This window comes from Micromonospora sp. NPDC048898, from assembly GCF_043198035.1.
Taxonomy (GTDB): Bacteria; Actinomycetota; Actinomycetes; order Mycobacteriales; family Micromonosporaceae; genus Micromonospora.
The window spans coordinates 22,712-46,301 of record NZ_JBICUF010000015.1 but is presented as its reverse complement, the minus strand read 5'-3'; the positions used below and the strand labels follow the sequence as shown (position 1 = coordinate 46,301).

The window sequence follows — 23,590 nt, the reverse complement described above, 5'->3', positions numbered from 1 at the left end:
GCCGACGGGGGCCCACCCGCCTGCCCAACCCGAGCCCTCTGCTCCCCACCTGCCCTCGACGAACTGGTGGTCCCTCATGCGCAAAATCCTCCTGCTTGCCCTGGTTGGCCTCGGCGCCCAACTGGTCGACGGCAGCCTCGGCATGGCCTACGGCGTGACCTCGACAACCCTGCTGCTCGCCGTCGGCGTCCATGCCGCCGCCGCCTCGGCCACCGTGCACCTCGCGGAGATCGGCACCACCCTCGCCTCGGGTGCCGCCCACTGGCGATTCGGCAACGTCGACGCGAAGGTCGTCGCGCGGATCGGCATTCCTGGTGCGGTTGGCGCCTTCGCTGGCGCGACCTTCCTGTCCAGCCTCTCCACCGACGCGGCGGCACCGATCATGTCGCTGATCCTGCTCACCCTCGGTAGCTACCTCCTGGTCCGCTTCACCACCTTCGGTCTGCCACGAGGCAACGTGGGCAAGCCGCTTCGCAAGCGATTCCTCGGTCCGCTGGGCCTGCTCGCCGGCTTCGTCGATGCCACCGGCGGCGGTGGCTGGGGGCCGATCGGGACCCCGGCGATCCTGGCCAGTGGCAGGCTCGAACCACGCAAGGTCATTGGATCGATCGACACCAGCGAGTTCCTGGTCGCCGTCGCGGCGAGCCTCGGCTTCCTGGTGGGGATCGGTGCCGAGAACATCAACTTCGGCTGGGTCGTCGCGCTCCTCATCGGCGGGGTCGTCGCCGCGCCGGTGGCCGCCTGGCTCGTCCGCAAGGTCCCGCCCCGGGTGCTCGGCTCCGCGGTCGGCGGCATGATCGTGCTGACGAACAGTCGAACCCTGCTTCGCGGTGATTGGTTCGATGCCCCGGCCACCGTTCGTTATAGCTGTTACACGGTCATCTGCGCGATATGGGCGGCCGCCGTCGCCCACTCGATCCGTCAACACCTGACCGAGCAGCAGCGGAATCCGGTCGGGACCGGTAGCGACTCGACGCCTCGACCCAGCTGACCACAATGCCGGCACCTCCCGGTCCGGGCCACGTACCGGGGGTCTGTGTCAAAGCCCTCGGCCAGGGGCTTTGACACAGACCTAAAAGGATGTGCGGTTTGCCGGGACCGGCGCGCCGCTCCTCGCGGTAGCTCGCTGGGCGTCGCGCAGGCTGACCGTGGGTTGCTCAGGGGACGCTGAACCAGGTGCCGCGGGCCGCCCGGACATGCGAATCGGCGGTGCCCGTCGGGTGACGGTCACCGCCGATTGCGTGGTCGAACCGGTCAGGTGGCGGAGCAGGCGGCGTCCAGCTCCTTGATGGCGGCTTCCAGGGCCTTCTTGCTGGGCTTGGCGTCGGCGGACTCGTTGTACGCGTCGCTCAGGCCCATCATCTCGTTCTGGACTTTTTCGGAGGCTGCGGTGACTGCCTGGTTGGCACCCATCGAGTGCGCCAGGATCGCGACCGAGCCGGCGGCCCACTGTGCACTGACCGCGAAGTGCCCGGCTGGCGGGCCGATCTTCTCGGCCTTGGTGATCTTGGCCGCGTTGTCCTTGATGTCCTTCTTGATGTCGGCGCAGGCCTTCACTGTGGTCGCGTCGTTGGCCGTGGCGCTGGTCGCGGTGGTGGGCGCACCGCCGGTCGGGGCGGCGCTCGACGCCGCCGGGGACGGCGAGGTCGCGGTGCCCTCAGATGTGGGCTGCGGATCGCAGCCGGCCATCGCGATCGCCGCCGCAACTGCCACACCGGTCAGGACGAGTCGAGTTCGGTTCATCGATGTTTCCCCCATGATCTTCATGTTCGGCGGACGCTACCAGCCCCGGTCGAACGGGTGGGATCAGTTAACGGGCCGACGAGCACCACATGAGGTGGGACCTGTGCGCTGACCCCGCCCAGACGTCGGCCGGAGGCAGTGCACCTCGTGCGCTCGGCGTCGACGAACCGGGTGTCCCTAGCTTCGAGGAAGCACGGTGATGGCCGCGATGGCGCTGTTGACGACGGTGGCCGTCACGGTGCGCGTCACGGCTGCCGCTGCGGCATCGGCGCCCCAGTCGCCCCGCTCGATTTCCTTGGCTCGGTCGATCACCGGTGACGTCCACGGGATCTCGCGGTCGAACTGCGGGAGCGTTCCGCTCGCCGAGAGCAGCGCCGTGAGCGCGGCGACACGGGCCTGCGGCTCGGCACCGTCCACGAGGACCTGCCGAACGTCGGCGAGCAGACGGGCCCGTCGTTCGGTCCGGCCGTCGCGCAGGGCCGTCGTCCGGAACAGGCCGAGCACCCTACGGGGCTCCTGGTCGATGTCGCCTCGTGCGACGAGCCGCTCCAACACCGGCTCGCGCAGGCTCGGACCGATCGCGGCGAGTGCGGTCTGCACCCCTCTCGGTTTCTCGGCGAGGTAGTCCCAGGCCTGACGCAGGAGGCCATCCGACGGTGGGTGACCCGCCACGCTCCTGAGCCGCCCCCGGTCCGCCGTGCTCAGGTGCCCGCCGAGGGCGAGGTCCGCGAGGACGGCTCCGCCGAGGACGTAGAAGAGGGTGTTCTCTCCCGCGATGGTTCCGGATCGGGGTTGGAACAGGAGCAGTAGGAGATCTTCTGCCAGGGTCGGGGCGTCCAACCGGGGTTCGATAGTCATCGGCGGGGCTCCCAGCGGAAGAGGCGGGTGGCGAGGGCAACGGCGATGACGACCCAGCCGAGCGTGGGCGCGAGCAGAAGCAGGGAGTCGATCATGGCGACGCCGCCGTTCCAGGCGTTCATGGTCAGTTCGGTGGCCGCGCCGCCGGGCAGCAGCCGCTTGAGCCAGGCGAGGTTCTCGGTGCCGGATATGCCCACCCAGCTGGCCACGGCGATCACCCCGAGGGTAACGGGCAGGGTGGTGACCTGGGCGTGTTCGGGGGAGTTCGTCAGCCCGGCCGTGGCCAGGGCCAGGCCGATCATCATGGCCAGGGCCGCGATGGTCGCCACGACCAGCAGGGCGACGTTCGCCGGTCCGCCGGCGACCACGGCCAGGGCGGTCAGGATCGCGGTCACCTGGATCAGGGCGAGGATAACCACGGGCAGTAGCAGGCCGGCGAGGATGCCGGCGTCGCCTTCGGCGGTGGAGCGCAGCCGCTTGAGGAAGAGGTTCTGCCGTCGGGACGCCAAGGTGGTGACGGCGGTGGTGTAGAGCCCGAACGCGGCGATCGTGAACATGACGATCGCGGCGATGTAGCCGAGGCTGCCGAGGGCGGCGTAGGTCTCGTGTTGGCGGACGAAGAACGCGCTGACCACTACCGGGATGATGAGGCTGGTGATCAGCACCAGCCGGTTGCGGAAGAGTTGGATCAGTTCGCTGGACGCGATGGACAACACGGTGACGCTCCTGTCGGAAGATCGAATCAACTGTTGATGGCGCGGAAGACGTCGTCGAGCCGGGTCGGCCCCGCCGTCAGGTCCCGCAGCTCCACGGCGTGGTCCTGTGCCCAGCCGAGCAGGAGGTGCAGGTCCTTCTGCAGCTCGAAGGTCTCGATGACGACCTTCCCGTCCGCGTTCGCGGCGGCGCGCACCGGCAGCATCGACGCCGATGCCGCCGGGAGGGCGAAGCGGATGACCGCCGGCAGGGTGTGGGTCAGCTCGGAGACGGTGCCCTCCCGGTGGAGGGCGCCCTCGTGCATCAGCCCGATCCGGTCCGCACGCTGCTGCGCTTCCTCCAGGTAGTGCGTGGTGAGCACGATGGTCGTGCCGTTCTCCCGCAGCCGGTCCACGGTCGCCCAGACGGCGTCGCGGGACTGGATGTCGAGGCCGGTGGTCGGTTCGTCCAGGAAGATCAGCTCCGGGGTGCCGTAGACCGCGGTGGCGAAGTCCAGCCGCCGTTTCTCCCCGCCGGACAGCTGCGAGACCCTGCGGCGGGCTCGGCCGGTGAGGTCGACCAGGTCGAGCACCCGATCGACGTCGTCGACGCGTCGGGTGAGTCGGCCGACCAGACCGACGGACTCACGGACGGTGAGGTCCGGGGAGAATCCGCTCTCCTGGAGCATGACGCCCATTCGGGGATGTACCGCTCGCCGGTCGTCGGGGCGGTGCCCGAGGACGCGTACGGTGCCCGACGTTGGCTTCCGGTGTCCCTCGACTACCTCCAGGGTCGAGGTCTTCCCGGCCCCGTTGGTGCCCAGCAGTGCGTAGAGCTCTCCGGGCCGTACCTCGAAGGAGAGGTCCTTCACGGCGTGGAAGTCGCCGTAGGTGAGGTTCAGCCGTTCGACTTCGATGACGGGTGTGGTGGACATGCACCCATGACAGCGCGGGCACGGCCGACCCGTCAGTGGCACCACGTCATCACCGCGTGTGACGTGGTGTCACTGGTCGTGGCCCCTGGCTGCCGGATACTGACCTGGTGACCGCGAGATCGCCGCGCTTCACCGAGTCGACGCAGGGAAGACTGCGCCGGCTCCATCTCGCCACGGCACTGCCGCCCGTGGTGTTCGCCGCGGTGGTCCTGCTCTACACCGACGCGCGTACCTGGTGGCACCTCGTCGTGCTCGCGCCGGGGGCCGTGGCGGCCGTGGTGGCCTTCGAACGCTGGACGGCCAACGACCTCGCCCGGGTCGCGCTGCCCTGCCTGGTCGTAGCGGCAGCGGTCTGGCCGCTCGGGGTCCTGGTGACCGGCAGCCCCAACGCCTACTGGGGTGTCTGCGCCGTCGGCTCGCTCGCCATGCGCGAGGTGCGACGGCGTCGGGCTCTGACAATGGCCGGGCTGTTCACCTACGTCGCCGCCGTCGGTGCGGCGCGGCTGCTGGTGCAGCGGGACGACATCGGTCACGTCCTGGTCACCTACGTCCTCATCCCGACCGGCCTCACCGTCGTCGTGACGGTCTTCACGGTGGTGGGCGAGCGGTTCTACGACCTCATCCGGGAACTCGAACAGACCCGGGAACGTGAGGCGGAGCTGGCCGTGGTCCGGGAGCGCGTGCGGTTCGCCAGCGACCTGCACGACATCCAGGGCCACACCCTGCACGTGGTCAAGCTGAAGATCGCCCTGGCGCAGCGACTGCTGCTCCGCGACACGGCCCGGGCGGAGAAAGAGCTGCGGGAGACGTACACGCTGGTCAGCGACACCATCGCGCAGACCAAGGAACTCGCCTACGCGCAACGGCGGCTCAACCTGACCGCGGAGATCGAGAACGCGAAGAACCTGTTCGAGGCCGCCGGCATCCGGGTCCGGGTGACCCGGGAGGCCGATGCCGATGCCCGCGCCAGCGAACTGCTCGGGCAGGTGCTGCGGGAAACGACCACCAACATCCTGCGGCACGCACAGGCCACCCACGTGCAGATCACGCTCGGCGCGTCGGGCATCACCATCGTCAACGACGGGGTGACCGCCACCTCACCCCCGGAGTTGCGAGGGCTGGCGGCACTCCGGCAACGGGTGGCGGGCGACGGAGGTGAGCTGACCGTGGAACAGCAGCAGGGACGCTTTCGGACGGCGGCGACGTTCCCGGCCGTCCGTGCCGGCACGGAGCGGGGGGACCGCCGGTGACCACCATCGTGCTCGCCGACGACGAGGCGCTGCTGCGTACGGCCCTGGCCGCGCTGCTGCCGATGGAGGGCGACATCACCGTTCTCGCCGAGGCGGTCGACGGCCAGTCGGCGATCGCGGCCACCCTGCGGCATCGGCCCGACGTGCTGGTCATCGACCTGGAAATGCCGGGCGTGGACGGCCTGGGCGCGGTCGCCGAGATCCGCCGCGAACGGCCGGAGCAGGTGATCCTCATGCTGACCCGGCATGCCCGCCCCGGCGTGCTGCGCAAGGCACTCAGGCTCGGCGTCCAGGGCTTCGTCAGCAAGGCCGCCGAGCCGGCCCACATCACCTCGGTCATCGCCACCCTGCACTCGGGGAAACGCTGGATCGACCCGGACGTGTCCGCGCTCGCCGTCACCGAGGACTGCCCCCTCACCGATCGTGAGGCCGACGTCCTGCGGGTCACCGGCGAGGGCTACTCGGTCGCCGACATCGCCGCTCGGCTCCATCTCGCCCCGGGCACCGTCCGCAACTACCTCTCCAACGCGATGCGCAAGACCCAGACCCGAACCCGCCACGAAGCGGCCCGCTACGCCCGCGAACACGACTGGCTGTAACGGCGGTCCGGCACCACCCGGCGGACGACTCCGGACGATCTCGATCGCGGCACGCGGGTAGTTACAGGGCAGCGCTGGTCTTTCCCAGGATGGCGGCGAGTGCGCCGAAGTCGACGTCCTGCCCTTCGGTGATATCGACGGTCTTGCGCTCGCCGGTGCCCATCGCCCGGAGGAGCCCCTTGACCTCGGGGACGTCCGCCGCGTTGATCACCATGAACGAGACCTTGGCCTTGGCGACCGCGTAGTGGCCGTTCTTGAGGAAGTGCGGCTTGCCGTACTGGAGTCGCTCCTCCACGCCTGGAACGGTCTGGTCGATCATCGCGCGCAGCTTCTCGTCGCGAGGTGGCCACCGAGGCCGTTCTGGCGGCCTTCGGCGACCACGCTCTCGCCCGTCGCCCCCGCGGCGGTTACCACCTGTGGGTGTCGCTTCCCGCGCACCTCGACGAGCATCAACTGGTCCCCGCGGCGCTCGCCAAGGGCGTCGCCATCACACCCGGCACGAACTTCTCGGCCTCCGGCAACAGCCTCCGGCATGTCCGGCTCAGCTATGTCGCGGCACCGTCGGCCTCCGACGTCGACGACGCCATCCGCCGGCTCGCGCCGCTGCTCATCGAGCACTGATCCCCGGCTACGGGTGATCCAGGGCGTGGTCGCCAGTGCGATGTTCGGCGTGGTCCGGTGGCTCCACCCACCACGACCGCCGCTGCGGTGTCAGGCCGAGTCGTCGATGATGGCGCGAAAGCGAGTCGCCAGGCGGATGGCCCGAACGTTTCCCGACATGATCCGGGCTTGTTGGACGGGGTGGCCCTGCGCGGCGGCGAGGCCGGCCACGTGCCGGGCCGCCGCGGTGCCGACTCCACGGCCCTGCCATCCGTCAGCGATCAACAGGGCGATCTCCGGCGGTCCGCAGTCCTGCCACAACAGGTGGGCGAGACCGATCAGCCCTGGCCGCTGCGGACAGGCGATGAGAAACGTGTAGCCGCGATCGTGGTCGATCAGATGCCGCCACTCGGCGTGGCGGATCCGGTCTCGCGACGCGTGGTAGCGCGCCCTGCGGCTCTCGGCGGAGCATTCCCAACGATGCAGGTGGTTGACCGCATCGAGGTCGGTGAGAGCGGCTCGGCGAAGGTGCAGTCGGAGCCCGCCGGCTGTCATCAGGTCCACGTCGTCGTGCTGACTCTCGATGAGGAGCCCCTGCTGCACGGATCTCCTTTAGGGCTGGTAGCGAAGGACGGCAGCGCCAACGTCAGGCGCACCACGTACCGAGTTTCCGAGACTGGTTTCCGGACGAGCTGGAGAACGTTTTCCCGCTGAACCGCCGCGGGCCCAGGTTCGTGAACTCAGCGGAAGACTTCGGTGCCGAAGAATGTGCGGAAGACGTGCGGAGCTGGCGACCACCAAAATCGTCGGCTACGCGGCGGTGGTGGCGGCCCTGCACGGGCGACTCGCACCCGATGCCGCCGTACTGCTGTTCGGCGGAATGGCGAAGGACCGGCCCTATCCGGGTTCCACGGTGCTGTCCACAGTCGACGCTGGCATTGTCGGCCTGGTGCGCACCCTGAGCGTGCGCGCCGCTGGACCGGGAGGGTTGGTTCGCCCTCCCGGTCCAGCCACGGCGATCCGTGGTGAGCGATCGTCGACGCGGCCGGTCAGCGGGTCGACGGCCCGTTGAGGCCACCGACACTCTCGTGTCGGGCGGTTGGGGAGTGCGACCAGGCGCCGATCGTGCCAGTAGGAACGTCGGCCGCCTCCCTCGTGTCGAAGTCGTAGGCGTTCTCGGTGTGCAGGATCTGGTCGACCCCGGTGACCTCGTCCGAACGCGTCACCCGGAAACCGATGGTCACATCAATGATCTTGACCAGCAGCCACGTCAGCACCAGGGAGTACGCCGCGACGGCGAAGGCGCCGATCGCCTGCTTCAGTAACTGGCCCGCGCCAGCACCGGCCACGAGGCCGTCCGTCACGTCGAAGACCCCGATGAGAAGGGTGCCGAGAACACCGCCGACCGCGTGCACAGCCACGACATCCAGCGAGTCGTCGTAGCCGAACCGGTCCTTCAGACTGACGGCCCAGGCGCAGCCGACGCCAGCGATGACGCCGATGGCGATCGCGCCCCAGATGTTCACGACCGCGCAGGCCGGGGTGATGGCCACCAGGCCGGCGACCGCTCCCGAGGCGGCGCCCAGCGAGGTGAACCCGCCCTTGCGGACCCGCTCCCACATGAGCCAGCCGATCAGACCGGCACCGGCCGCCACCTGCGTGTTCATGAAGGCGACGCTGGCGGTGCCGTTCGCGGCGAGGGCCGATCCGGCGTTGAACCCGAACCACCCGAACCAGAGCAGGCCCGAGCCGAGCATCACGAGGGGCAGGCTGTGCGCCCGCATCGACTCGCGCCGGAAGCCGACCCGGTTGCCGAGCACCAGGAGCGCACCGAGGGCGGCCATGCCCGCGTTGATGTGGACCGCCGTGCCCCCGGCGAAGTCCTTGATGCCGAGTTTGAAGATCCAACCGCCGGACTGCCACACCCAGTGGGCAACCGGGAAGTAGACCACTGTCACCCACAGGGCGACGAACAGCATCCACGCGCCGAACCTGGCGCGGTCGGCGATCGCTCCGCTGATCAGCGCCGGCGTGATGACGGCGAACATCATCTGGAAGACGGCGAAGGCAAGCACCGGAACACTCCCGGTCAACGTGGTGTCCGAGATTCCGCTCATGCCCACGTTGGACAGGTCACCGAGAAGTCCAAGCCCACCGAGGTCCTCACCGAAGGCGAGCGAGTATCCGTAGGCAACCCAGAGAACGCTGACGATGCCCAGGCTGACGAAACTCATCAGCAGCATGTTGACCACGCTCTTCGCGCGAACCATGCCGCCGTAGAAGAACGCCAGTCCCGGGGTCATCAGCATGACCAGCGCGGCGCTGGTCAGGACGAATGCGGTGTCACCCGCGTCGAAGCCAGCTGGCATCGAGGTGCACTCCACGTCTTGAGCGCCGCCGCGTCGAAAGCGGCGGCGGTTGGATGTCGTACGGGAAGAGAGGCCGGTGCCTCAGGCGAGGTCGGCGGCCTCCAGGGCGGTGCAGCAGGTGTCGACGATGAGCCGGGTGACGGTGTACGGGTCGACGTTGGCGTTGGGCCGGCGGTCCTCGATGTAGCCCTTCTTGTCGATCTCCACCTGCCACGGGATGCGGACGGACGCGCCACGGTCGGAGACGCCGTAGCTGTACTCGCTCCACGGCGCCGTCTCGTGGGCACCGGTGAGGCGGGCCTCGACGCCGGCGCCGTAGCTGCGGATGTGCTGCAGGGGCTTGTCGCCCCGGCCGAGGGACTCGCAGGCCTCGATGATCGCCGCGTAGTTCTCCCGCATCGCGCCGGTGGAGAAGTTGGTGTGGGCGCCGGCGCCGTTCCAGTCACCCCGCGCGGGCTTGGGCTCCAGGGTGGCGGAGATGCCGAAGTCCTCGGCTGTGCGGTGCAGCAGCCAACGGGCGACCCAGAGCTGGTCGGCGACCTCCAGCGGCGACAGCGGGCCGACCTGGAACTCCCACTGGCCGGGCATGACCTCGGCGTTGATGCCGGAGATGGTCAGGCCGGCGGCCAGGCAGTTGTCCAGGTGCTTCTCGACCACCGCGCGGCCGTAGATCTCGTCCGCGCCGACACCGCAGTAGTAGCCACCCTGCGGGGCCGGGTAGCCGCCGTCGGGGAAGCCCAGCGGGCGGGAGCCCTGGAAGAAGGTGTACTCCTGCTCGATGCCGAACAGGGGCTGCTGGGCCGCGAAGCGGTCGGCCACCGGGCGCAGCAGGGCCCGGGCGTTCGACTCGTGCGGGGTGCCGTCGATGTTGAACACCTCGCACAGCACCAGCAGGTGCGCCCCGCCGCGGATCGGGTCGGGGTAGGTGGCGACCGGCTCCAGGACCCGGTCGGAGCTGCGGCCCTCGGCCTGGTTGGTGCTGGAGCCGTCGAAGCCCCACGTACCCGGCTCGACGCCGTCAGCGATGATCTTCGTCTTCGACCGCAGCTTCGCGGTCGGCTCGGTGCCGTCGATCCAGATGTATTCAGCCTTGTACGCCATGTGTCTCTTTCTCCTGTGAACGGGCCGGATGGCCAGTCGAAATCGTGGTCGGACGAACGGGCGGCTCAGACCGCCGCGAGCGGCACGCCCGTTCGCGCGAGGTGGGTGTCCACTGCCGGACTCGCGACGCCCAGCGCCGACGTGAGCACCGTGACGACCCGGTCGTGTGCGCCTCGCTCGGCGTCGTGGAGGGGGGTGCCTCCCCAGCGGTCCCGCAGAGTCGGATCGGCCCCGCGGTCCAGGAGGTACTGGACCACGTCGAGGTTTCCCTCGGAGGCGGCCAGGTGCAGGGCGGTACGTCTGTCGTAGTCGGCGGAGTTGGGGTCCTTCCCCGCCGCCAGCGCGAGCCGGACGTACTCCAGGTCACCGTGGCTGGCGGCCCACAGCAACCGCGTGGTCGACGCCACCTCCTCCTCGTTGCGCCCGCGCCGCGGGTCGCGTTTGCCGGAGTCCTCCCCGGTGGCCAGGGAGTCGTAGACGTGGAAGTTGAACCGGTTGACGAGGTCCGCGCAGAAGGCGACCCCTCGGACGGAGTTGCCCAGCGCGTCGAGGCGCGGCGACCAGACGCAGACGCCCAGTACGCCGGGAACCACGATCATGAGTCCGCCGGAGACGCCGCTCTTCGCCGGCAGGCCGATCGTGAAGGCGAACTCCCCGGAGTAGTCGTACATCCCGCACGACGACATCAGGGACAGGCACTTGCGTACGGTGTCGGCGGAGAAGATCCGTTCCCTGGTGAGGGGATTGACACCGCCGTTGGCCAGCGAGGCGGCCACGACCGACAGTGACCGCGCGTCGACCTCGATCGAGCAGCACTGGAAGTAGAACTCCAGCGTCTCGGTGAGGTCCGTCCCGTCCGGGAAGGCCCGGTGCTCGCGCATGAAGTAGCCGAGGGCGAAGTTCCGGTCGGCCGTGCGGCGTTCCGAGAGGTAGACGGCGTTGTTGAACCCGACCGCCCCGCCACCGGCCAACCTGCGCCACGTCTCGGCGACGTGGTCGAAGCGGTCGGCCATCTCCCAACCGGGGCGCAACAGCGAGCAGCACATGATGGCCCCGGAATTGATCATCGGGTTGTGCGGGAGCCCCTCGCTGTTCAGCGTCAGCTCGTTGAACCCGCGACCGCTGGGCTCCCGCCCCACGTGCCGGTGGACCTGCTCGGCGCCGTGCTGTTCCAGCGCGAGACAGTAGTTGATCGGTTTGCAGACCGACTGGACGCAGAAGACACTCTCGGCGTCTCCCAGCGCCAGGCGCTGCCCGTCGGTGGTGCACAACGCGATCCCGAACTTCTCCGGATCGACGCGGCCCAGTTGCGGGATGTAGTCGGCGACCTGGCCCTCGTCGAGACCCCTCAGCCCTTCGTAGATCGCGAAGATCTCCGTTCGGAGCGCGGCGAAGTCCGGAATGACGAGATCCCCGCGAAGCGCCTTCTCGATGACGCCGCCGCCTGCCCTGCACAGTGCGACGAAGCGGGTCAGGTCGATCCGTGCCGGCCCCTCGGCGCCCACGGCGGGACGCAGCTCGCCCCAGACCTGGGCCAGACGCGGATCAGCCTCCGAGATTCCCGATGCGCGCAGCCGGTTGGCCAGGTCGGCCGACGAGACGGTGCCCTGCGGGTCGACGGTGAAGGAGGCGAACAGCTTCCCGTATTCTCCGACTCCGGAATCGTCGGTGGGTGACGCTTCGACGGGGTTGCCCGACCACGCCTGCTCGATTCGACGCGCTGTGGTTCGGGATTTCTTTATCGCGGGCATGACGTGGCTCGACCACTCCGTAGAAAGTTTGTGTCAGTGCGGCCACCGGCGTAGTTGCTCGTGCCTCACGGCATTCGGCCGGCCGGCCTCGCACATTCGAAAGGCTACGGGGGGTCAGTGCACATCCGCTTGATTCTGACTGACCAACGGCTGGTCACCGGGCACGCATCGACAATGGTGTCGGGTCTTGCCTGTCGTCAACTATTCGTAAAGCGCGGCCACGTACAACTACCGTGCCGTGACGGGCCTCATCCTCGGCCCAGGAATGTTCACGGCGAACCAGGGCACGTAGGAGCGGACCGATGATTCGAGGAGTGGACATGACAAAGGTCCTGATGGTGTTGACCTCGCACGACCAGTTGGGCGACACCGGCCACAAGACCGGCTTCTGGCTCGAGGAACTGGCCGCGCCCTACTACCGGTTTCGCGACGCGGGATGGGAGGTGACGCTCGCCTCGCCTCGGGGCGGCCGGGCACCCCTGGACCCGAAGAGCGACGAGCCGGACTTCCAGACCGACCAGACCCGCCGGTTCACGGCGGACGCCGAGGCGCAACGCCAGCTTGAGACGACGGTACGGCTCGACTCGGTCTCCGCCGACGACTTCGACACCGTCTTCTACCCGGGCGGCCACGGCCCTCTCTGGGACCTCGCCGAGGACAACGACTCGATCAGGCTGATCGAGCAGGTCGTCGCGGCGGGCAAGCCGATCGCGCTGGTGTGCCACGCTCCGGGCGCGTTGCGGCACTGCACGACGCCCGACGGCAAGCCCCTGGTCGCCGGGAAGCGGGTCACCGGGTTCACCGACAGCGAGGAGGAGTACATGGGCCTGACCAAGGTCGTGCCCTTCCTCGTCGAGGACGAGTTGGTCGCCAAGGGTGCCGAGTTCGCCAAGGCGGGCAACTTCGAGTCGTACGTGGTGAGCGACGGGCTGCTCGTCACCGGCCAGAACCCGGCCTCGTCGGCTCCGGCGGCGGATCAGCTGATCTCGCTGGTGAGCCGGGCCGGCGCGTAACCTCGATTGTCTCCGTCCGGCGGGACCACCGCGGCCCGCCGGACGGCCGACATCGACCGGAGATCAAGCTCAGCTGGCCCGTACCGTGTGCACCGCGGAGACCGCGGCGGCGCCTTCACCGACGGCGGTGGCCACCCGTTTGGTGGAGCCGGACCGGATGTCGCCGACTGCGAAGACACGGGCAGCGCTGGTCTGGAACGGCAGCGGCGCCTGGCGCGTGCCGGGAGGCAGCCGGCTGTCGGTCAGCACGAAACCGTCGTCGTCCGTGGCGACGCCCTTCAGCCAGTCGGACGCCGGGTCGGCGCCGATGAAGCAGAACAGCCCTCGGCAGACCAGCCTCTCGCGCTCGCCATCCGACGTCACGACGATCGCCGCCAGTGCGTCGTCACCCTGAAGCTCGCGCAGGGTGCTGCGGGTGTGGACGTGGATCTGCGGGTGGGCGTGAATCCGGTCGGCCAGGTACGTCGACATCTTCGCCCCGAGGTCGGCCGAGCGCACCACCAGATGCACAGTGCAGCCGCGTGCGGCCAGGGAAAGGGCCGCCTGCCCGGCCGAGTTGGCGCCGCCCACGACCGCCACCGGCTGCGACTCGTAGCCGCGCAGGTCCAGCTCGGTCGCGGCGTACCGGATGCATCCGCTCTGCTCGAACTCCGCCCAGCGCTCGATGTCCAGGCGTCGGTAACGCGCTCCGGTGGCGGCGACGACCGCGGACGTCTCGATTCGGGTGCCGTCCGCCAGCTCAACGACCGGCCGCGACTCGTCCGAGACGTCGAGGCCCACCACCGCGCAGGGCGCGTAGATCTGGACGCCGAACTTCAGCGCCTGGATCATCGCCAGCCGGGCCAACTGCTCGCCGCTGACGCCCGCGGGGAAGCCGAGGTAGTTCTCGATCCGCGCGCTCTTGGCCGCCTGGCCGCCCAGGCCGGTGCCGTCCAGCAACACGGTGACGAGGCCCTCGGACGCGCCGTAGACCGCCGCGGCCAGCCCGGCCGGCCCGGCGCCGACCACGACCAGGTCGGGGTTGCGCGCCGTGGCGACATAGGTCAGGCCGAGCGCCTCCGCGACAGTGCCCGGGGTGGCGCGACGCAGTACCCGGCCGGCGGTGACCGCGACCGGAAGGTCGTCCTCGCCGACGCCTGTCGTCCGCATGAGCGCCCGCCCGGACAGCGAGGCCGCGTCGAGCCAGGCGTGCGGGAGGAGCATCTGGGTCACGTACGTGCGCAGCTCCAGCGATTCCGCCGCGTGCGGCCGACCGACGATCTCCAGGGCGTTGCCGGCGGCCCCGCGCATCAGTTCACGCCGGGCGCGGAAGGTCTCGATCAGGACGTCGGCGATGTCGACCTGCTCGGCGAGCACGCGGCGCAGTTCCGGGGCCGAGATCCGGACGACAGTCCCGGCCGCGACGACACGGACCGTGAGGAAGACCTGCTGCCCGGTGAGGAGACTCAGTTCGCCGAGGAACTCGCCTGGGCCGCGCCGGTAGATGAGGCGCTCAGGCTCCAGCGCCGTCGCGTCGCGGACGGCCTCGGCGGTGGCCGTGCGCAACAGGAAGAAGTCGTAGGAGCTGTCGCCGACGGCGTACAGATCCTGTCCCGGCTGGACCTCTTCCTCGGTGCCGTAGCTGGCGAGGCGGTCGAACTGCTCCGTGTCGAGGACAGGGCCGTCGGCGTCTCCGGTGCTCATGCTCGAACGATAGGTTCCGTCTGTTGACGACAAGTGGATCCCCGACCGGTGGGCGCAGAAACCCTCCACTCGCTGTCCACCACGTCACGTCACTCTTGTCGAACCGCTGGCGGCGTAGCACCCGGCCCGAGACGAAGGACAGGGAACCTGATGTCCAGCCTCGCATTGGTGGTGGCGGTCGGCGTCGCCATCCTGACGGGTACGGGCGCGGCCCGTCGTCTCCGGATCGCGCCACCGGTGTTGCTCCTGATCGCCGGTGTCCTTCTCGGATTCGTGCCCGTACTGCGCGTGGTGCATCTGCCGCCCGAGGCCGTCCTGCTGGTGTTCCTCCCGGTGTTGCTCTACTGGGAGGCGTTCACCTCCTCGCTGCGCGAGATCCGCCGGAACCTCCGGGTGATCGTGCTGCTGAGCACCTTCCTCGTGGTCGCGACCGCGGCGGGTGTGGCCACCGCCGCGCACGCGCTCGGGCTCGACTGGGGACCGGCGTGGGTGCTGGGCGCCGCCGTGGCTCCGACCGATGCCACGGCGGTCGGTGTCCTGGGCCGGATGCTGCCGCGCCGCATCGCGACCATGCTGCGGGCGGAGAGCCTGGTCAACGATGGCACGGCGCTGGTGATCTACACGCTCGCGGTCGGGATCACGCTCGGCGAGGAACACCTCAGCGTCGGTCGGGTGGCCGGCCTGTTCGCCCTGTCGTACCTCGGCGGCATCGCCGCCGGCGTGGCTGTCACGTTCCTCGTCCTGCAGATCCGCCGCCGGCTGAGCGACCCGTTCCAGCACAACCTCCTGGCGCTGATGACACCGCTGACCGCCTACCTGATCGCCGAGGCGGCCGAGGTGTCCGGTGTCCTCGCGGCCGTGGTCAGCGGACTCTGGGTGGGCCGCGCCTCGCCGCGCCTGTTCCCCGGAAACGCCCGCCGGCACGTCCAGACCGTCATGGACTTCCTGACCATGCTGGCCAACGCGGCGCTGTTCGTCCTGGTGGGGCTGGAGGCGCAGTCGGCCGTCCGCGGGCTGGACAGCACCGGGCTGGCCCACGGCCTGCTGGTCGCGGTCGTGGTCTGCGCGGTCATCGTCGCGGTGCGGTTCGGCTGGCTGTTCACCAGCCCGTATCTGATCCGGGCGATCGACCGCCGGCCGCAGCAACGCGAAAGACGGCTGAGCGGTAGGCCGCGGGCGCTCATGTCGGCGGCCGGTTTCCGCGGGGCCGTGTCGATGGCGGCGGCGCTCGCCGTACCCCATGCCCTGCCGTCCGGGGCGGAGTTTCCGGACCGGGATCTGATCGTCTTCGTCACGGCCGTCGTGATCGCCGCGACCCTGCTGCTCCAGGCGCCGTTGATGCCGCGGGTGACGCGGTGGGCCGGGCTGGGCGCCGACGGGGAGGCCGAGCGGGAGCGCCGTCAGGCCGAGATCGGGGCGATGGCGCACGCCCTCGCGTCACTGCCCGAGATGGCCGCGAAGCTGGGCACGAGCGACGACGTGCACAGGCAGTTGCGGACGGAGTACGACCGCCGCCTGCGCGTGCTGCGCGACGGCGACGCCGACTCCGGGCCCGACGAGGCCGCTGCCACCTACGAGCAGCAGTACGCCGACCTGCAGTTGGCGGCCATCGACCACCGCCACGACACCGTCGTCCGCATGCGTGACCAGGGCGAGATCGACGACGAGGTGCTTCGCCGCGTCCAGGACGGCCTCGACCTCGAACAGGTCCACATGACCCAGCGCCGCGACAACGCCTAGGGCCTGTGTCAAAGCCCTCGGTCGAGCCGAGGCGGAGTCCAGGCGGCGATCCGGCAAGGCGGAGATTCGTCCGGATACCGGTGTTGTATCCGGACCAATCTCCAACGCGGCCGGTCGTCGTCTGGGCCCGCCGCAGGCCGGCCAGGGGCTTTGACACAGGCCCTAGCCGGACTGCTCGGGGACAGGTGTCGAGTCGGGGCGGCCGACCCGCGTGGCGATCTCCTGCAGGGCCGCGATGTGGGCGCTCAGCGCCGCTCGACCGGTTGGGGAGAGGTTGATCCAGGTCCGCGGGCGCTTGCCCACGTAACCCTTGCGCACCTCGACGTAGCCGCCGTCGCTCAGTACTTGCCCGGATGCTCCCAGGGCACGTGGGTGATGGGGTTTCCGACCATCCGCGATGCGTCGTCGCACCGTCGCTGTGCGCGTTCACTATTCGTCAAGAGCCGGCCTTTACGGTTGCCGGGACCGATCGGAATGTCATTGGGACGCTCGATGGTCGGGCGCGGCCGTCACATCGACGTGCACGGAATCGAGAAGAGAGAAGAATGGCAGACAGTCGCGACATGTACCTCGTCCACAGCGCCTTCCGACGCGAGTTTCCCGCTGCCGCGGCACTCGTCCGGACCGTTGCCGCCAACGACGGCGCCGCCGCCGCACGGGTCGCCGACCACGTACTCATCCTCACCGGTCTGTTGAACCTGCATCACGCCGGTGAGGACGAGAAGGTCTGGCCGAAACTGCTGCAACGGGGCCCGAATGAGATCGCGCCGTTGGTCGAGACGATGGAACGTCAGCACGAGGGCCTGCACGAGGCACTTGTCGAGGTGGAGAGGCTGGCCACCGTATGGCGCTGGAGGGCGACGTCGGCTGACCGTGACGCGTTGGCCTCGGCCGTCGACGCCATGATCCCGCCGATGCTGGAGCACCTGGTCACCGAGGAGACACACCTGCTGGCGTTGATCGACAAATACCTGACGGACAAGGAGTGGGCCGAGGTGGGCGCGGCCGCGATGGCCACGATGCCGAAGAACCTGTTGCCCATGGCCTTCGGGATGGTGCTGCGCGACGGCGCCCCCGAGCACGTCGCGGGTCTCAGGGCGGTCATCCCGGGTCCGGCCTGGTTCGTGCTCTCCCGGCTCGGGCCGGGCGCGTACACCCGGTACGCCCGTCGTCTGGGCCTGGACAGGGTGGGCAGCGCCGCCTGACCGCGCACTGACAGTCGAGCCGATGAAGGGCAGCCGGGAACCCGGCTGCCCTTCATCGTGCACCCGGGCCGCGTCGGAGATGGTCAGTGGAAATCAACTGCGATCCGACATGCTCGACCTGGGGGTTGCCGGGGGGCTGCTGATGTCATTCGTGGTCACCGAGGAGTTGTCATGAATACTGGTTCGGAAAAGGCGCACACGGTTCGGGTTGGCGACCTCTCCCTGATCTGTCACATTCGTGGCCGCGGCCCGCTCTGCTTCGTGCATCCGGGTGGTCCGGGGCTTTCCGGAGACTATCTGCGCATGCCACTGCTGGAGCGCCGCCTGACGATGGTCTATCTCGAGCCGGTGGGCACGGGCGGTTCGAGCCGGTTACCGGCGGGAGCGACGTACGACCTCGAGACCTACGCCGACCATCTCGACGCGGTGATCGCCGACCTCTCCGACGTCCCGGTGCTGGTGCTGGGGCATGGGCACGGTGGATTCGTCGCGCAGAATCTGGCGTTGCGCCGCCCGGACCGGACCGCCGGGCTGATCCTGTACGCGACCGCACCGGTGGCCGATGAGCACACCCGGGCGGCGGCACGGGAGAAACTCCGGCAGTACGCGCTGGCCCACGCGGACCGCACCGATGCCGAAGCGATGATCGCCGCGTTCGACCGTCCCGCCGGTCGGTGGGTGCACGAGAGCACCGCACGGCTCTGGCAGATCCTCCCCGCCTACTTCGCCGACTACTGGCGACGGCGCACGGAGTTCGCCCATCTCCTCGGTGCGCTGCCCTGCTGGCCGAGGCCGGCCACCGACTTCGACCTTCGTGGCGCACTGCCCTCGATCAGCGCACCGACGATTGTCGTGGCGGGTGTGCACGACTTCGCCTTCGGCCCGGAGTCGGCCGAGATGCTGCGGTCGGCCATTCCCGAGGCGGTCCTGGCCGAGTTCTCCGACAGCGGGCACTTCGCGCACCTGGAGGAGGCGGAGCGCTTCAGCCATGTGGTGCTGGAGTTCGCCCTGCGGGTCTGTGGCGGCGTTCCCGGCCGGCCTCGTCGGCCGAGCGAGCTGGCCCTGACCGGACGGCACGATGCGCGGTGGTGGTGACGGGCGCGGCGGCGCCGCCCCGGCCGGCAGTGGAGCGGCCGGGGCGGCATCGCCGCAAGCTCACTCCGGGAGTTGGTAGAGGCGATAGCGGGCGACGGTGTCGAAGCCGATCCGCCGGTACACCGGCTCGCCCTCGGCGCTCGACTGCAGCGTGGCGATCCGCCGCCCCGACTCGCGGGTGATGCGCAACGCCTCGCGGGTGAGGGCGGTCGCGATGCCACGCCGACGGAAGTCGGGGTCGGTGGCGATGCAGTACAGCGCGCCGATGTCGGTGCCGAGCGACAGGGTGCACGTGCCGACGGTCCGGCCGTCGACGGTGCCCGCGAGCCGGACCACGTCGGGGTAGGCGAAGTTCAGTTCCCGGTCGACGACGATCCCCAGGTCACCGGAGATGCCGAGCGGCCCGGCGTAGGCCTCGACGTACTCCCGCATCCCGACCGGGCCGACGACGGTCCGGATCAACAGATCGGCGGGCGTCTCGGCCTCGGCCACGGTGGTCACGTCCACCGCCATGATCGGCATGTCGGCGATCTGCTCCGCGCCGCGATCGAGCAGGCCCTCGGCGGTGCCCTCGTCGCTGTCCGCGCCCACCCACCAGCCCCACCGCGAGCCGGTCAGGTGCTTCCTCGCCTCCGCGATCGCGTCGTCGAGTTGCTGGCCGCGGACGCGGAGGACCCCGTTGAGCAGTGGGTGGGGGATGTCGGTGCGGTAGGTCGGCAGGTCGGTGTCGGGGCGCGTACCGGCCCAGCCGCACCAGTAGCGGCGGTTGGCGGCGAGTTGCGGGCCCAGGTCATGGATGGAATGGGTGGTCATACCCTCAAGGGCCGGTCCGGCGGCCAGAAGTTCGATTCGCCGGGGGTGTGATCTCCGGGCGGGGCGGTCGCGGGGCGTGCAGGAGGCGTACCTCACACACCAGGCCCTTCTTCTCGCGGAGCAGCCAGGTCCCGCCGGGCGGGCAGTGGAACGGATCCTCCGGCGGGTTGACGAAGGCGTTCTCCCAGATCGTGATGCCCGCACCAGCCACCACTCCGGTGACCTGAAACGCGACCCCGGCGTCATAGTCCCGTCGCATGGCCGCGAAGACCGGTTCGCGGCCGGTCGTCCGTCTGCCACTCGGCCAGGAGAAGGTCATGTCCTCGGCCCAGCGCGCGGCCACCTTGTTCAGCGGCGCACCGTTGGGCACGGCGGACAGCACAGTCGTCGCCTCCTCGCGCCGTTCGGCCCGCAGCGCCGCGGTCTCGTCGTGCCGCTCGTCGTGGACGCGGGGCAGGACCTCGGCCAGCTGACGGCGCGCTTCGCTCAGGCGGCTGCGGACGGTGCCGATCGGGACCCCGCAGAGGTCCGCGATCTGCTCGTACGAGTTGTTCTCGGTGAAGTAGCGCAGCATCGCCACCGTCTGTGCGGCCGGCGACAGCTGGTGCAGGCCGTGCCAGATCCAGTCCCGCAGTGCGCTGCGGTCGATCCGGGCGACCGGGTCGTCCAGCTCCGAGGCGTGCAGGGTCTCGCCGGCCACGCCGACCGGTACGGGCCTTCGTGAGCGCAGGAGCCTGCGGCAGTTGTTGCGCACGATGGCGTGCAGCCAGGGCCGGACCGCGGCGGGGTCACGCAGCTCGCCGATCCGGCCGAACGCGGTGATCGCGGCATCCTGGCAGGCGTCCTCGGCGTCCGGCACCGCGCCCAGAATCTGGTGTGCCACCGCGAGCATGCCGGCGTAGTGCAGCTCGAACAACAGCGTGAAGCTTCGCGGATCGCCCTGCTGGGCGGCCCGGACCAGCTGCTCCGCGTCGCCGGCCGAGGCGGGTCCCGAGATTGGTAGGAGCATGCCGGAACGCTAGCCCCGGCCAGTGGAAAACTTCTTCAGCGGATCGAACTTTCGTCCTGCCGCCTGGATCTGCAGGACATGCCCGTCGACACAAGCCAGGACCACCCCGCCCGCGGCGCGGCCCGCCTCGTGCCGTTTTCAACCCCGACGTCCGTCTTGCCACTCGCGGCACCCGGTGGTTCGGCGAGCCGGAGGGGTGGACGCTCGATTCAGTCACCGTCAAGTGAATCCGCACAAGAGCCGGTTCGCTCCACCCGGTCGGCGGAGCCGGCATCGACGGGTGCGCTGCGCCTGCAGATCATGGGCCCGCTGCGGCTCTGGCGCGGCGCCGTCGAGCTGGACGCGGGCCCGCGTCAGCAACGCAGCCTGCTGGCGCTGCTCCTGGCTCGTGCGGGGCGACCGGTCAGCACCACCGATCTGACGGGTCTGATCTGGGGCGCGGACTCGCCGCCCAGCGCGGTGAACGTCGTGCACAAGTACGTGGGCGCGCTGCGCCGCCTGCTCGAACCCGATCTGCCCACCCGCTCGGCCGGGTCCTACCTGCTGCGGCACGGCAACGGATACCGCTTCGTCGCGGGGCCGGAGACGCTCGACCTTCTCGCGTTCCGCCGCCACGTCTCCGCCGCGAAGTCCTGCCTGGGGCAGGACCGTCCCGCCGAGGCGCTCGACCACTATCTCAGCGCTCTCGAGCTGTGCCACGGTTCGGCCGGTGCCGGCTTGACCGACAACGCGGCGGCAACCTTCGCCGGCATCGACAGCGAGTTCTTCGACGCCGCGGTCGCCGCCGCCGCGGTGGCCGTGCGAGTGCGTCAGCCCGCGCGGGTGCTGGCCTCGCTGCGGCTCGCCGCGGAGATGGGCCGGCTCAACGAGCCGGTCCACGCGTGCCTGGTGACGACGCTCGCCGCGGCCGGCCATCAGGCCGAGGCGTTGGCGGTCTACGGCGCGATCCGCGCGCGCCTGGACGACGAGGTGGGCATCGACCCTGGGCACAAGCTCCAGGACGCCCAGCGGCGGGCCCTCACCCAGGCGGGGATGCCGTCCTCCGGGGACCCGATCCCGGTCCCCGGGATGTCCCGCCCGATTCCCCTGGTGCGTCCGGCGCAGCTTCCGCCGGACCTGCCCCTCTTCGTGGGCCGCGACTCCGAGCTGACGATCCTGGACGACCTCGTGACCGGGATGAGGGCCGTCGGACGGACCAGCCCCCTGGTGGTCGCGATGAACGGCATGGGCGGCGTCGGCACGTCGACACTCGCGGTGCATTTCGCGCACCGGGTGGCCGGCGAGTTCAGCGACGGGCAGCTCTACCTCGACCTTCAGGGTCACCTCGGCGAGGGCGAGAGCCGGACGGCCGGCGACGCGGTGCGCCTTCTCCTGCACGCGGTGGGCGTGGCCGCCTCCGACGTTCCGGACAGGTTCGACGCGCGGATCGGGATGTACCGGAGCATGACCGCCGGCAGGCGGATCCTGGTCCTGCTGGACAACGCCCGCGACGCCGCCCAGGTGCGTCCGCTGCTGCCCAACTCCGCGGACAGTCTCGTGCTCGTCACCAGCCGGCGGTCGCTCGTCGGCCTGGCCGCGTTCGACGGGGCCCATCCGCTCCGCGTCGATCTGCCCGACCTGCCGACGGCCCGCCGGCTGCTCGAACGCCGTCTCACCGACCTTCCGGCCGGCGGAACGGCGGGCAGGGAGATCGTCGACGAGATCATCGAGCTGTGCGGCCGGCTTCCGCTGGCGCTGGCCATCCTGGCGGCCCGGATCGCCGTCCGCCCGCGACTGTCGCTGGCCTCCGTCGCCGCCGAGCTACGCGACGGCGCCCGCCGGCTCCAGGCGTTCCCCGGCGGGGGCGGCTTCAGTGATCCGCGTACCACGTTCTCGTGGTCCTACCGGCAGCTTGGTCCCGGTGCCGCCCGGCTGTTCCGGCTGCTGTCGGTGGCCCCGGTGCCGGGCGTCACGGCCGCGGCCTGCGTGAGTCTCGGCGGCCGCGACGCCGACGACACCCGGTCCGAGCTGGCCGAGCTGATCGAGGCGGACCTGGTGACCGAGCACGCGGACGGCCGGCTCACGTCGCACGTGCTGGTCCGGACGTACGCGCAAGAGCTCCTGCACGCCGAGGAGCCGGCGGCGGAGCGACAGGCGGCGATCAGCCGCCTGCTGCAGTACTACCTGCACAGCAGTTTCCACGCGCAGGTGGTGCTGGAGCCGAACCGGACGCCGATCGAGCCACCGCCGCCCCTGCCCGGTGTCGTCGCGGAGCAGCCGGAGACGTACGACGAGGCCATCGCCTGGTTCGCGAGCCAACGGGAGGTGCTCACGGAGGCGGTCCACCGGGCGGCCGACATCGGGTACGGCATCGCGCCCTGGCAGCTCGCCATCACGATGCAGCAGTACCTGCAGTGGGCCGGCTACTTCCAGGACTGGGAGGACGTCATGCGGGTGGCGCTGTACGCGGCACGGGAGAGCCGTGATGTGGTCGGGGAGGCGCACGTCCTGCGCAGCCTGGCCGGCGCCCGTCATGTGTTCGGAGCCAACGACGAGTCGCTGCACCTGCTCGGCGAGGCGCTGCGCATCTTCGAGGACCGGGACATGCGGCTGGAACAGGCGCTCGTGCACAACAACTTCCACCAGGTGTTCAGTGCGCTGGGCCGGCACGACCTCGCCCTCGACCACAGCGCGAAGGCACTGTCGCTGTCCCGCCTTCTCAAGAATCGTCGGGCCGAGGTCGTCAGTCTCCTGTTCAGCGGGACGTCGTTCGCCGGGCTGGGTCGGGTCGAGGAATCAGCTCGGGTGTTGACCGAGGCCCTCGCACTCAGTCAGCGGATCGGACGCGGCCGAGCGGAGAGCGAGATCCGGGCCGCCATCGCCCGCAACCTGGCCGCATCCGGACACGTCGACGAGGCGGCCGAGCAGCTGGAGCTCTCGGCGGAGACGGCGTACCGCGTCGGGGATCGGCCGTTGCAGTTCGACGCGCTGCGGCAGCTGGTCGAAGTGCTGATCACGGCGCGTGACGTCCCCGGAGCCGAGCGGGTGATCGAGCGGGCCCGCGCGGTTCTCGGGGAGTTGCAGGGCGGTGGCACCGACAGCATGCGTGCCGCTCTCATCCGTCTCACCGAACTGCTGTCCCCGGCCTGACGATC

At 70.0% G+C, this 23,590-nt stretch carries 23 protein-coding genes; 10 read left to right on the top strand and 13 right to left on the bottom strand.

The annotated features are described in order from the left end of the window. Window positions 1-76 precede the first annotated feature (76 nt). Entirely contained in the window at window positions 77-991 is a 915-nt protein-coding gene (locus tag ACGFIQ_RS28995) for a sulfite exporter TauE/SafE family protein (RefSeq protein WP_393248664.1), read from the top strand. Window positions 992-1,254: 263 nt separating this feature from the next. On the opposite strand, the gene ACGFIQ_RS28990 is transcribed toward ACGFIQ_RS28995, so the two are convergent. The 4 genes from ACGFIQ_RS28990 to ACGFIQ_RS28975 all read right to left on the bottom strand — a co-directional run bounded on the left by ACGFIQ_RS28990 (window position 1,255) and on the right by ACGFIQ_RS28975 (window position 4,228). After that, complete coding sequence (locus ACGFIQ_RS28990; protein WP_393248663.1) at window positions 1,255-1,743, bottom strand: hypothetical protein; 489 nt, start codon at window positions 1,741-1,743, stop codon at window positions 1,255-1,257. 177 nt (window positions 1,744-1,920) lie between these two features. Continuing rightward, window positions 1,921-2,601 (bottom strand): GPP34 family phosphoprotein, encoded by a 681-nt coding sequence (locus ACGFIQ_RS28985; protein ID WP_393248662.1) that lies wholly within the window; start codon window positions 2,599-2,601, stop codon window positions 1,921-1,923. Then, window positions 2,598-3,317 carry an ABC transporter permease gene (locus ACGFIQ_RS28980; protein ID WP_393248661.1) on the bottom strand — a complete coding sequence of 240 codons (720 nt, stop codon included), beginning with the start codon at window positions 3,315-3,317 and terminating at the stop codon, window positions 2,598-2,600. The genes ACGFIQ_RS28985 and ACGFIQ_RS28980 overlap by 4 nt, the downstream gene beginning before the upstream one ends. Before the next feature lie 26 nt (window positions 3,318-3,343). Continuing rightward, complete coding sequence (locus ACGFIQ_RS28975; RefSeq protein WP_393248660.1) at window positions 3,344-4,228, bottom strand: ABC transporter ATP-binding protein; 885 nt, start codon at window positions 4,226-4,228, stop codon at window positions 3,344-3,346. A gap of 107 nt (window positions 4,229-4,335) precedes the next feature. Between ACGFIQ_RS28975 and ACGFIQ_RS28970 the strand changes: the two genes are divergently transcribed. Further along, a complete protein-coding gene (locus ACGFIQ_RS28970; protein WP_393248659.1) occupies window positions 4,336-5,478 on the top strand; it encodes a sensor histidine kinase in 1,143 nt (380 codons plus the stop codon). Further along, window positions 5,475-6,077: a DNA-binding response regulator gene (locus tag ACGFIQ_RS28965; protein ID WP_393248658.1), complete on the top strand. Its 603-nt coding sequence runs from the start codon at window positions 5,475-5,477 to the stop codon at window positions 6,075-6,077. Before ACGFIQ_RS28970 ends, ACGFIQ_RS28965 begins: the two co-directional genes overlap by 4 nt. A gap of 61 nt (window positions 6,078-6,138) precedes the next feature. Here the strand turns inward: ACGFIQ_RS28965 and ACGFIQ_RS28960 are convergent, their stop codons facing one another. After that, window positions 6,139-6,396 carry a DUF1801 domain-containing protein gene (locus ACGFIQ_RS28960; RefSeq protein ID WP_393248657.1) on the bottom strand — a complete coding sequence of 86 codons (258 nt, stop codon included), beginning with the start codon at window positions 6,394-6,396 and terminating at the stop codon, window positions 6,139-6,141. A 23-nt stretch (window positions 6,397-6,419) separates the two neighbouring features. On the opposite strand from ACGFIQ_RS28960, the gene ACGFIQ_RS28955 reads away from it, so the two are divergent. Then, a complete protein-coding gene (locus ACGFIQ_RS28955) occupies window positions 6,420-6,698 on the top strand; it encodes a hypothetical protein (protein WP_393248656.1) in 279 nt (92 codons plus the stop codon). A 90-nt stretch (window positions 6,699-6,788) separates the two neighbouring features. On the opposite strand, the gene ACGFIQ_RS28950 is transcribed toward ACGFIQ_RS28955, so the two are convergent. Beyond that, window positions 6,789-7,280 carry a GNAT family N-acetyltransferase gene (locus tag ACGFIQ_RS28950; protein ID WP_393248655.1) on the bottom strand — a complete coding sequence of 164 codons (492 nt, stop codon included), beginning with the start codon at window positions 7,278-7,280 and terminating at the stop codon, window positions 6,789-6,791. A 163-nt stretch (window positions 7,281-7,443) separates the two neighbouring features. Between ACGFIQ_RS28950 and ACGFIQ_RS28945 the strand changes: the two genes are divergently transcribed. Then, complete coding sequence (locus ACGFIQ_RS28945; RefSeq protein ID WP_393248654.1) at window positions 7,444-7,749, top strand: hypothetical protein; 306 nt, start codon at window positions 7,444-7,446, stop codon at window positions 7,747-7,749. Here ACGFIQ_RS28945 and ACGFIQ_RS28940 read toward each other — a convergent pair. The 3 genes from ACGFIQ_RS28940 to glsA all read right to left on the bottom strand — a co-directional run bounded on the left by ACGFIQ_RS28940 (window position 7,727) and on the right by glsA (window position 11,898). Next, window positions 7,727-9,046 (bottom strand): ammonium transporter, encoded by a 1,320-nt coding sequence (locus ACGFIQ_RS28940; RefSeq protein WP_393248653.1) that lies wholly within the window; start codon window positions 9,044-9,046, stop codon window positions 7,727-7,729. The genes ACGFIQ_RS28945 and ACGFIQ_RS28940 overlap by 23 nt on opposite strands. Before the next feature lie 81 nt (window positions 9,047-9,127). Beyond that, entirely contained in the window at window positions 9,128-10,147 is a 1,020-nt protein-coding gene (gene glnII, locus ACGFIQ_RS28935; protein ID WP_393248652.1) for a glutamine synthetase, read from the bottom strand. Between the two features lie 65 nt (window positions 10,148-10,212). Beyond that, window positions 10,213-11,898 (bottom strand): glutaminase A, encoded by a 1,686-nt coding sequence (gene glsA, locus ACGFIQ_RS28930; protein ID WP_393248651.1) that lies wholly within the window; start codon window positions 11,896-11,898, stop codon window positions 10,213-10,215. 320 nt (window positions 11,899-12,218) lie between these two features. On the opposite strand from glsA, the gene ACGFIQ_RS28925 reads away from it, so the two are divergent. Continuing rightward, window positions 12,219-12,911, top strand: a complete 693-nt coding sequence (locus ACGFIQ_RS28925) for a type 1 glutamine amidotransferase domain-containing protein (protein ID WP_393248650.1) — start codon at window positions 12,219-12,221, stop codon at window positions 12,909-12,911. Between the two features lie 69 nt (window positions 12,912-12,980). On the opposite strand, the gene ACGFIQ_RS28920 is transcribed toward ACGFIQ_RS28925, so the two are convergent. Further along, complete coding sequence (locus ACGFIQ_RS28920) at window positions 12,981-14,594, bottom strand: FAD-dependent oxidoreductase (RefSeq protein ID WP_393248649.1); 1,614 nt, start codon at window positions 14,592-14,594, stop codon at window positions 12,981-12,983. Between the two features lie 150 nt (window positions 14,595-14,744). Between ACGFIQ_RS28920 and ACGFIQ_RS28915 the strand changes: the two genes are divergently transcribed. Then, window positions 14,745-16,334 (top strand): Na+/H+ antiporter, encoded by a 1,590-nt coding sequence (locus ACGFIQ_RS28915; RefSeq protein ID WP_393248648.1) that lies wholly within the window; start codon window positions 14,745-14,747, stop codon window positions 16,332-16,334. A 162-nt stretch (window positions 16,335-16,496) separates the two neighbouring features. On the opposite strand, the gene ACGFIQ_RS28910 is transcribed toward ACGFIQ_RS28915, so the two are convergent. Continuing rightward, window positions 16,497-16,745, bottom strand: coding sequence for a transcriptional regulator (locus tag ACGFIQ_RS28910; protein ID WP_393248647.1), 249 nt, complete (start codon window positions 16,743-16,745; stop codon window positions 16,497-16,499). A 134-nt stretch (window positions 16,746-16,879) separates the two neighbouring features. On the opposite strand from ACGFIQ_RS28910, the gene ACGFIQ_RS28905 reads away from it, so the two are divergent. Further along, window positions 16,880-17,539, top strand: a complete 660-nt coding sequence (locus ACGFIQ_RS28905; protein ID WP_393248646.1) for a hemerythrin domain-containing protein — start codon at window positions 16,880-16,882, stop codon at window positions 17,537-17,539. Window positions 17,540-17,710: 171 nt separating this feature from the next. Continuing rightward, on the top strand, window positions 17,711-18,634 hold the full coding sequence (locus tag ACGFIQ_RS28900) for an alpha/beta fold hydrolase (RefSeq protein WP_393248645.1): 924 nt from the start codon (window positions 17,711-17,713) through the stop codon (window positions 18,632-18,634). A gap of 60 nt (window positions 18,635-18,694) precedes the next feature. Here ACGFIQ_RS28900 and ACGFIQ_RS28895 read toward each other — a convergent pair whose 3' ends face one another. Together ACGFIQ_RS28895 and ACGFIQ_RS28890 are read right to left on the bottom strand one after the other, a co-directional pair. Then, entirely contained in the window at window positions 18,695-19,447 is a 753-nt protein-coding gene (locus tag ACGFIQ_RS28895; RefSeq protein ID WP_393248644.1) for a GNAT family N-acetyltransferase, read from the bottom strand. A gap of 4 nt (window positions 19,448-19,451) precedes the next feature. Continuing rightward, complete coding sequence (locus tag ACGFIQ_RS28890) at window positions 19,452-20,456, bottom strand: RNA polymerase sigma factor (protein WP_393248643.1); 1,005 nt, start codon at window positions 20,454-20,456, stop codon at window positions 19,452-19,454. A 300-nt stretch (window positions 20,457-20,756) separates the two neighbouring features. Here ACGFIQ_RS28890 and ACGFIQ_RS28885 point away from each other — a divergent pair, with 300 nt between their 5' ends. Next, window positions 20,757-23,585: a BTAD domain-containing putative transcriptional regulator gene (locus ACGFIQ_RS28885; protein WP_393248642.1), complete on the top strand. Its 2,829-nt coding sequence runs from the start codon at window positions 20,757-20,759 to the stop codon at window positions 23,583-23,585. The last annotated feature ends 5 nt before the right edge of the window (window positions 23,586-23,590 follow it).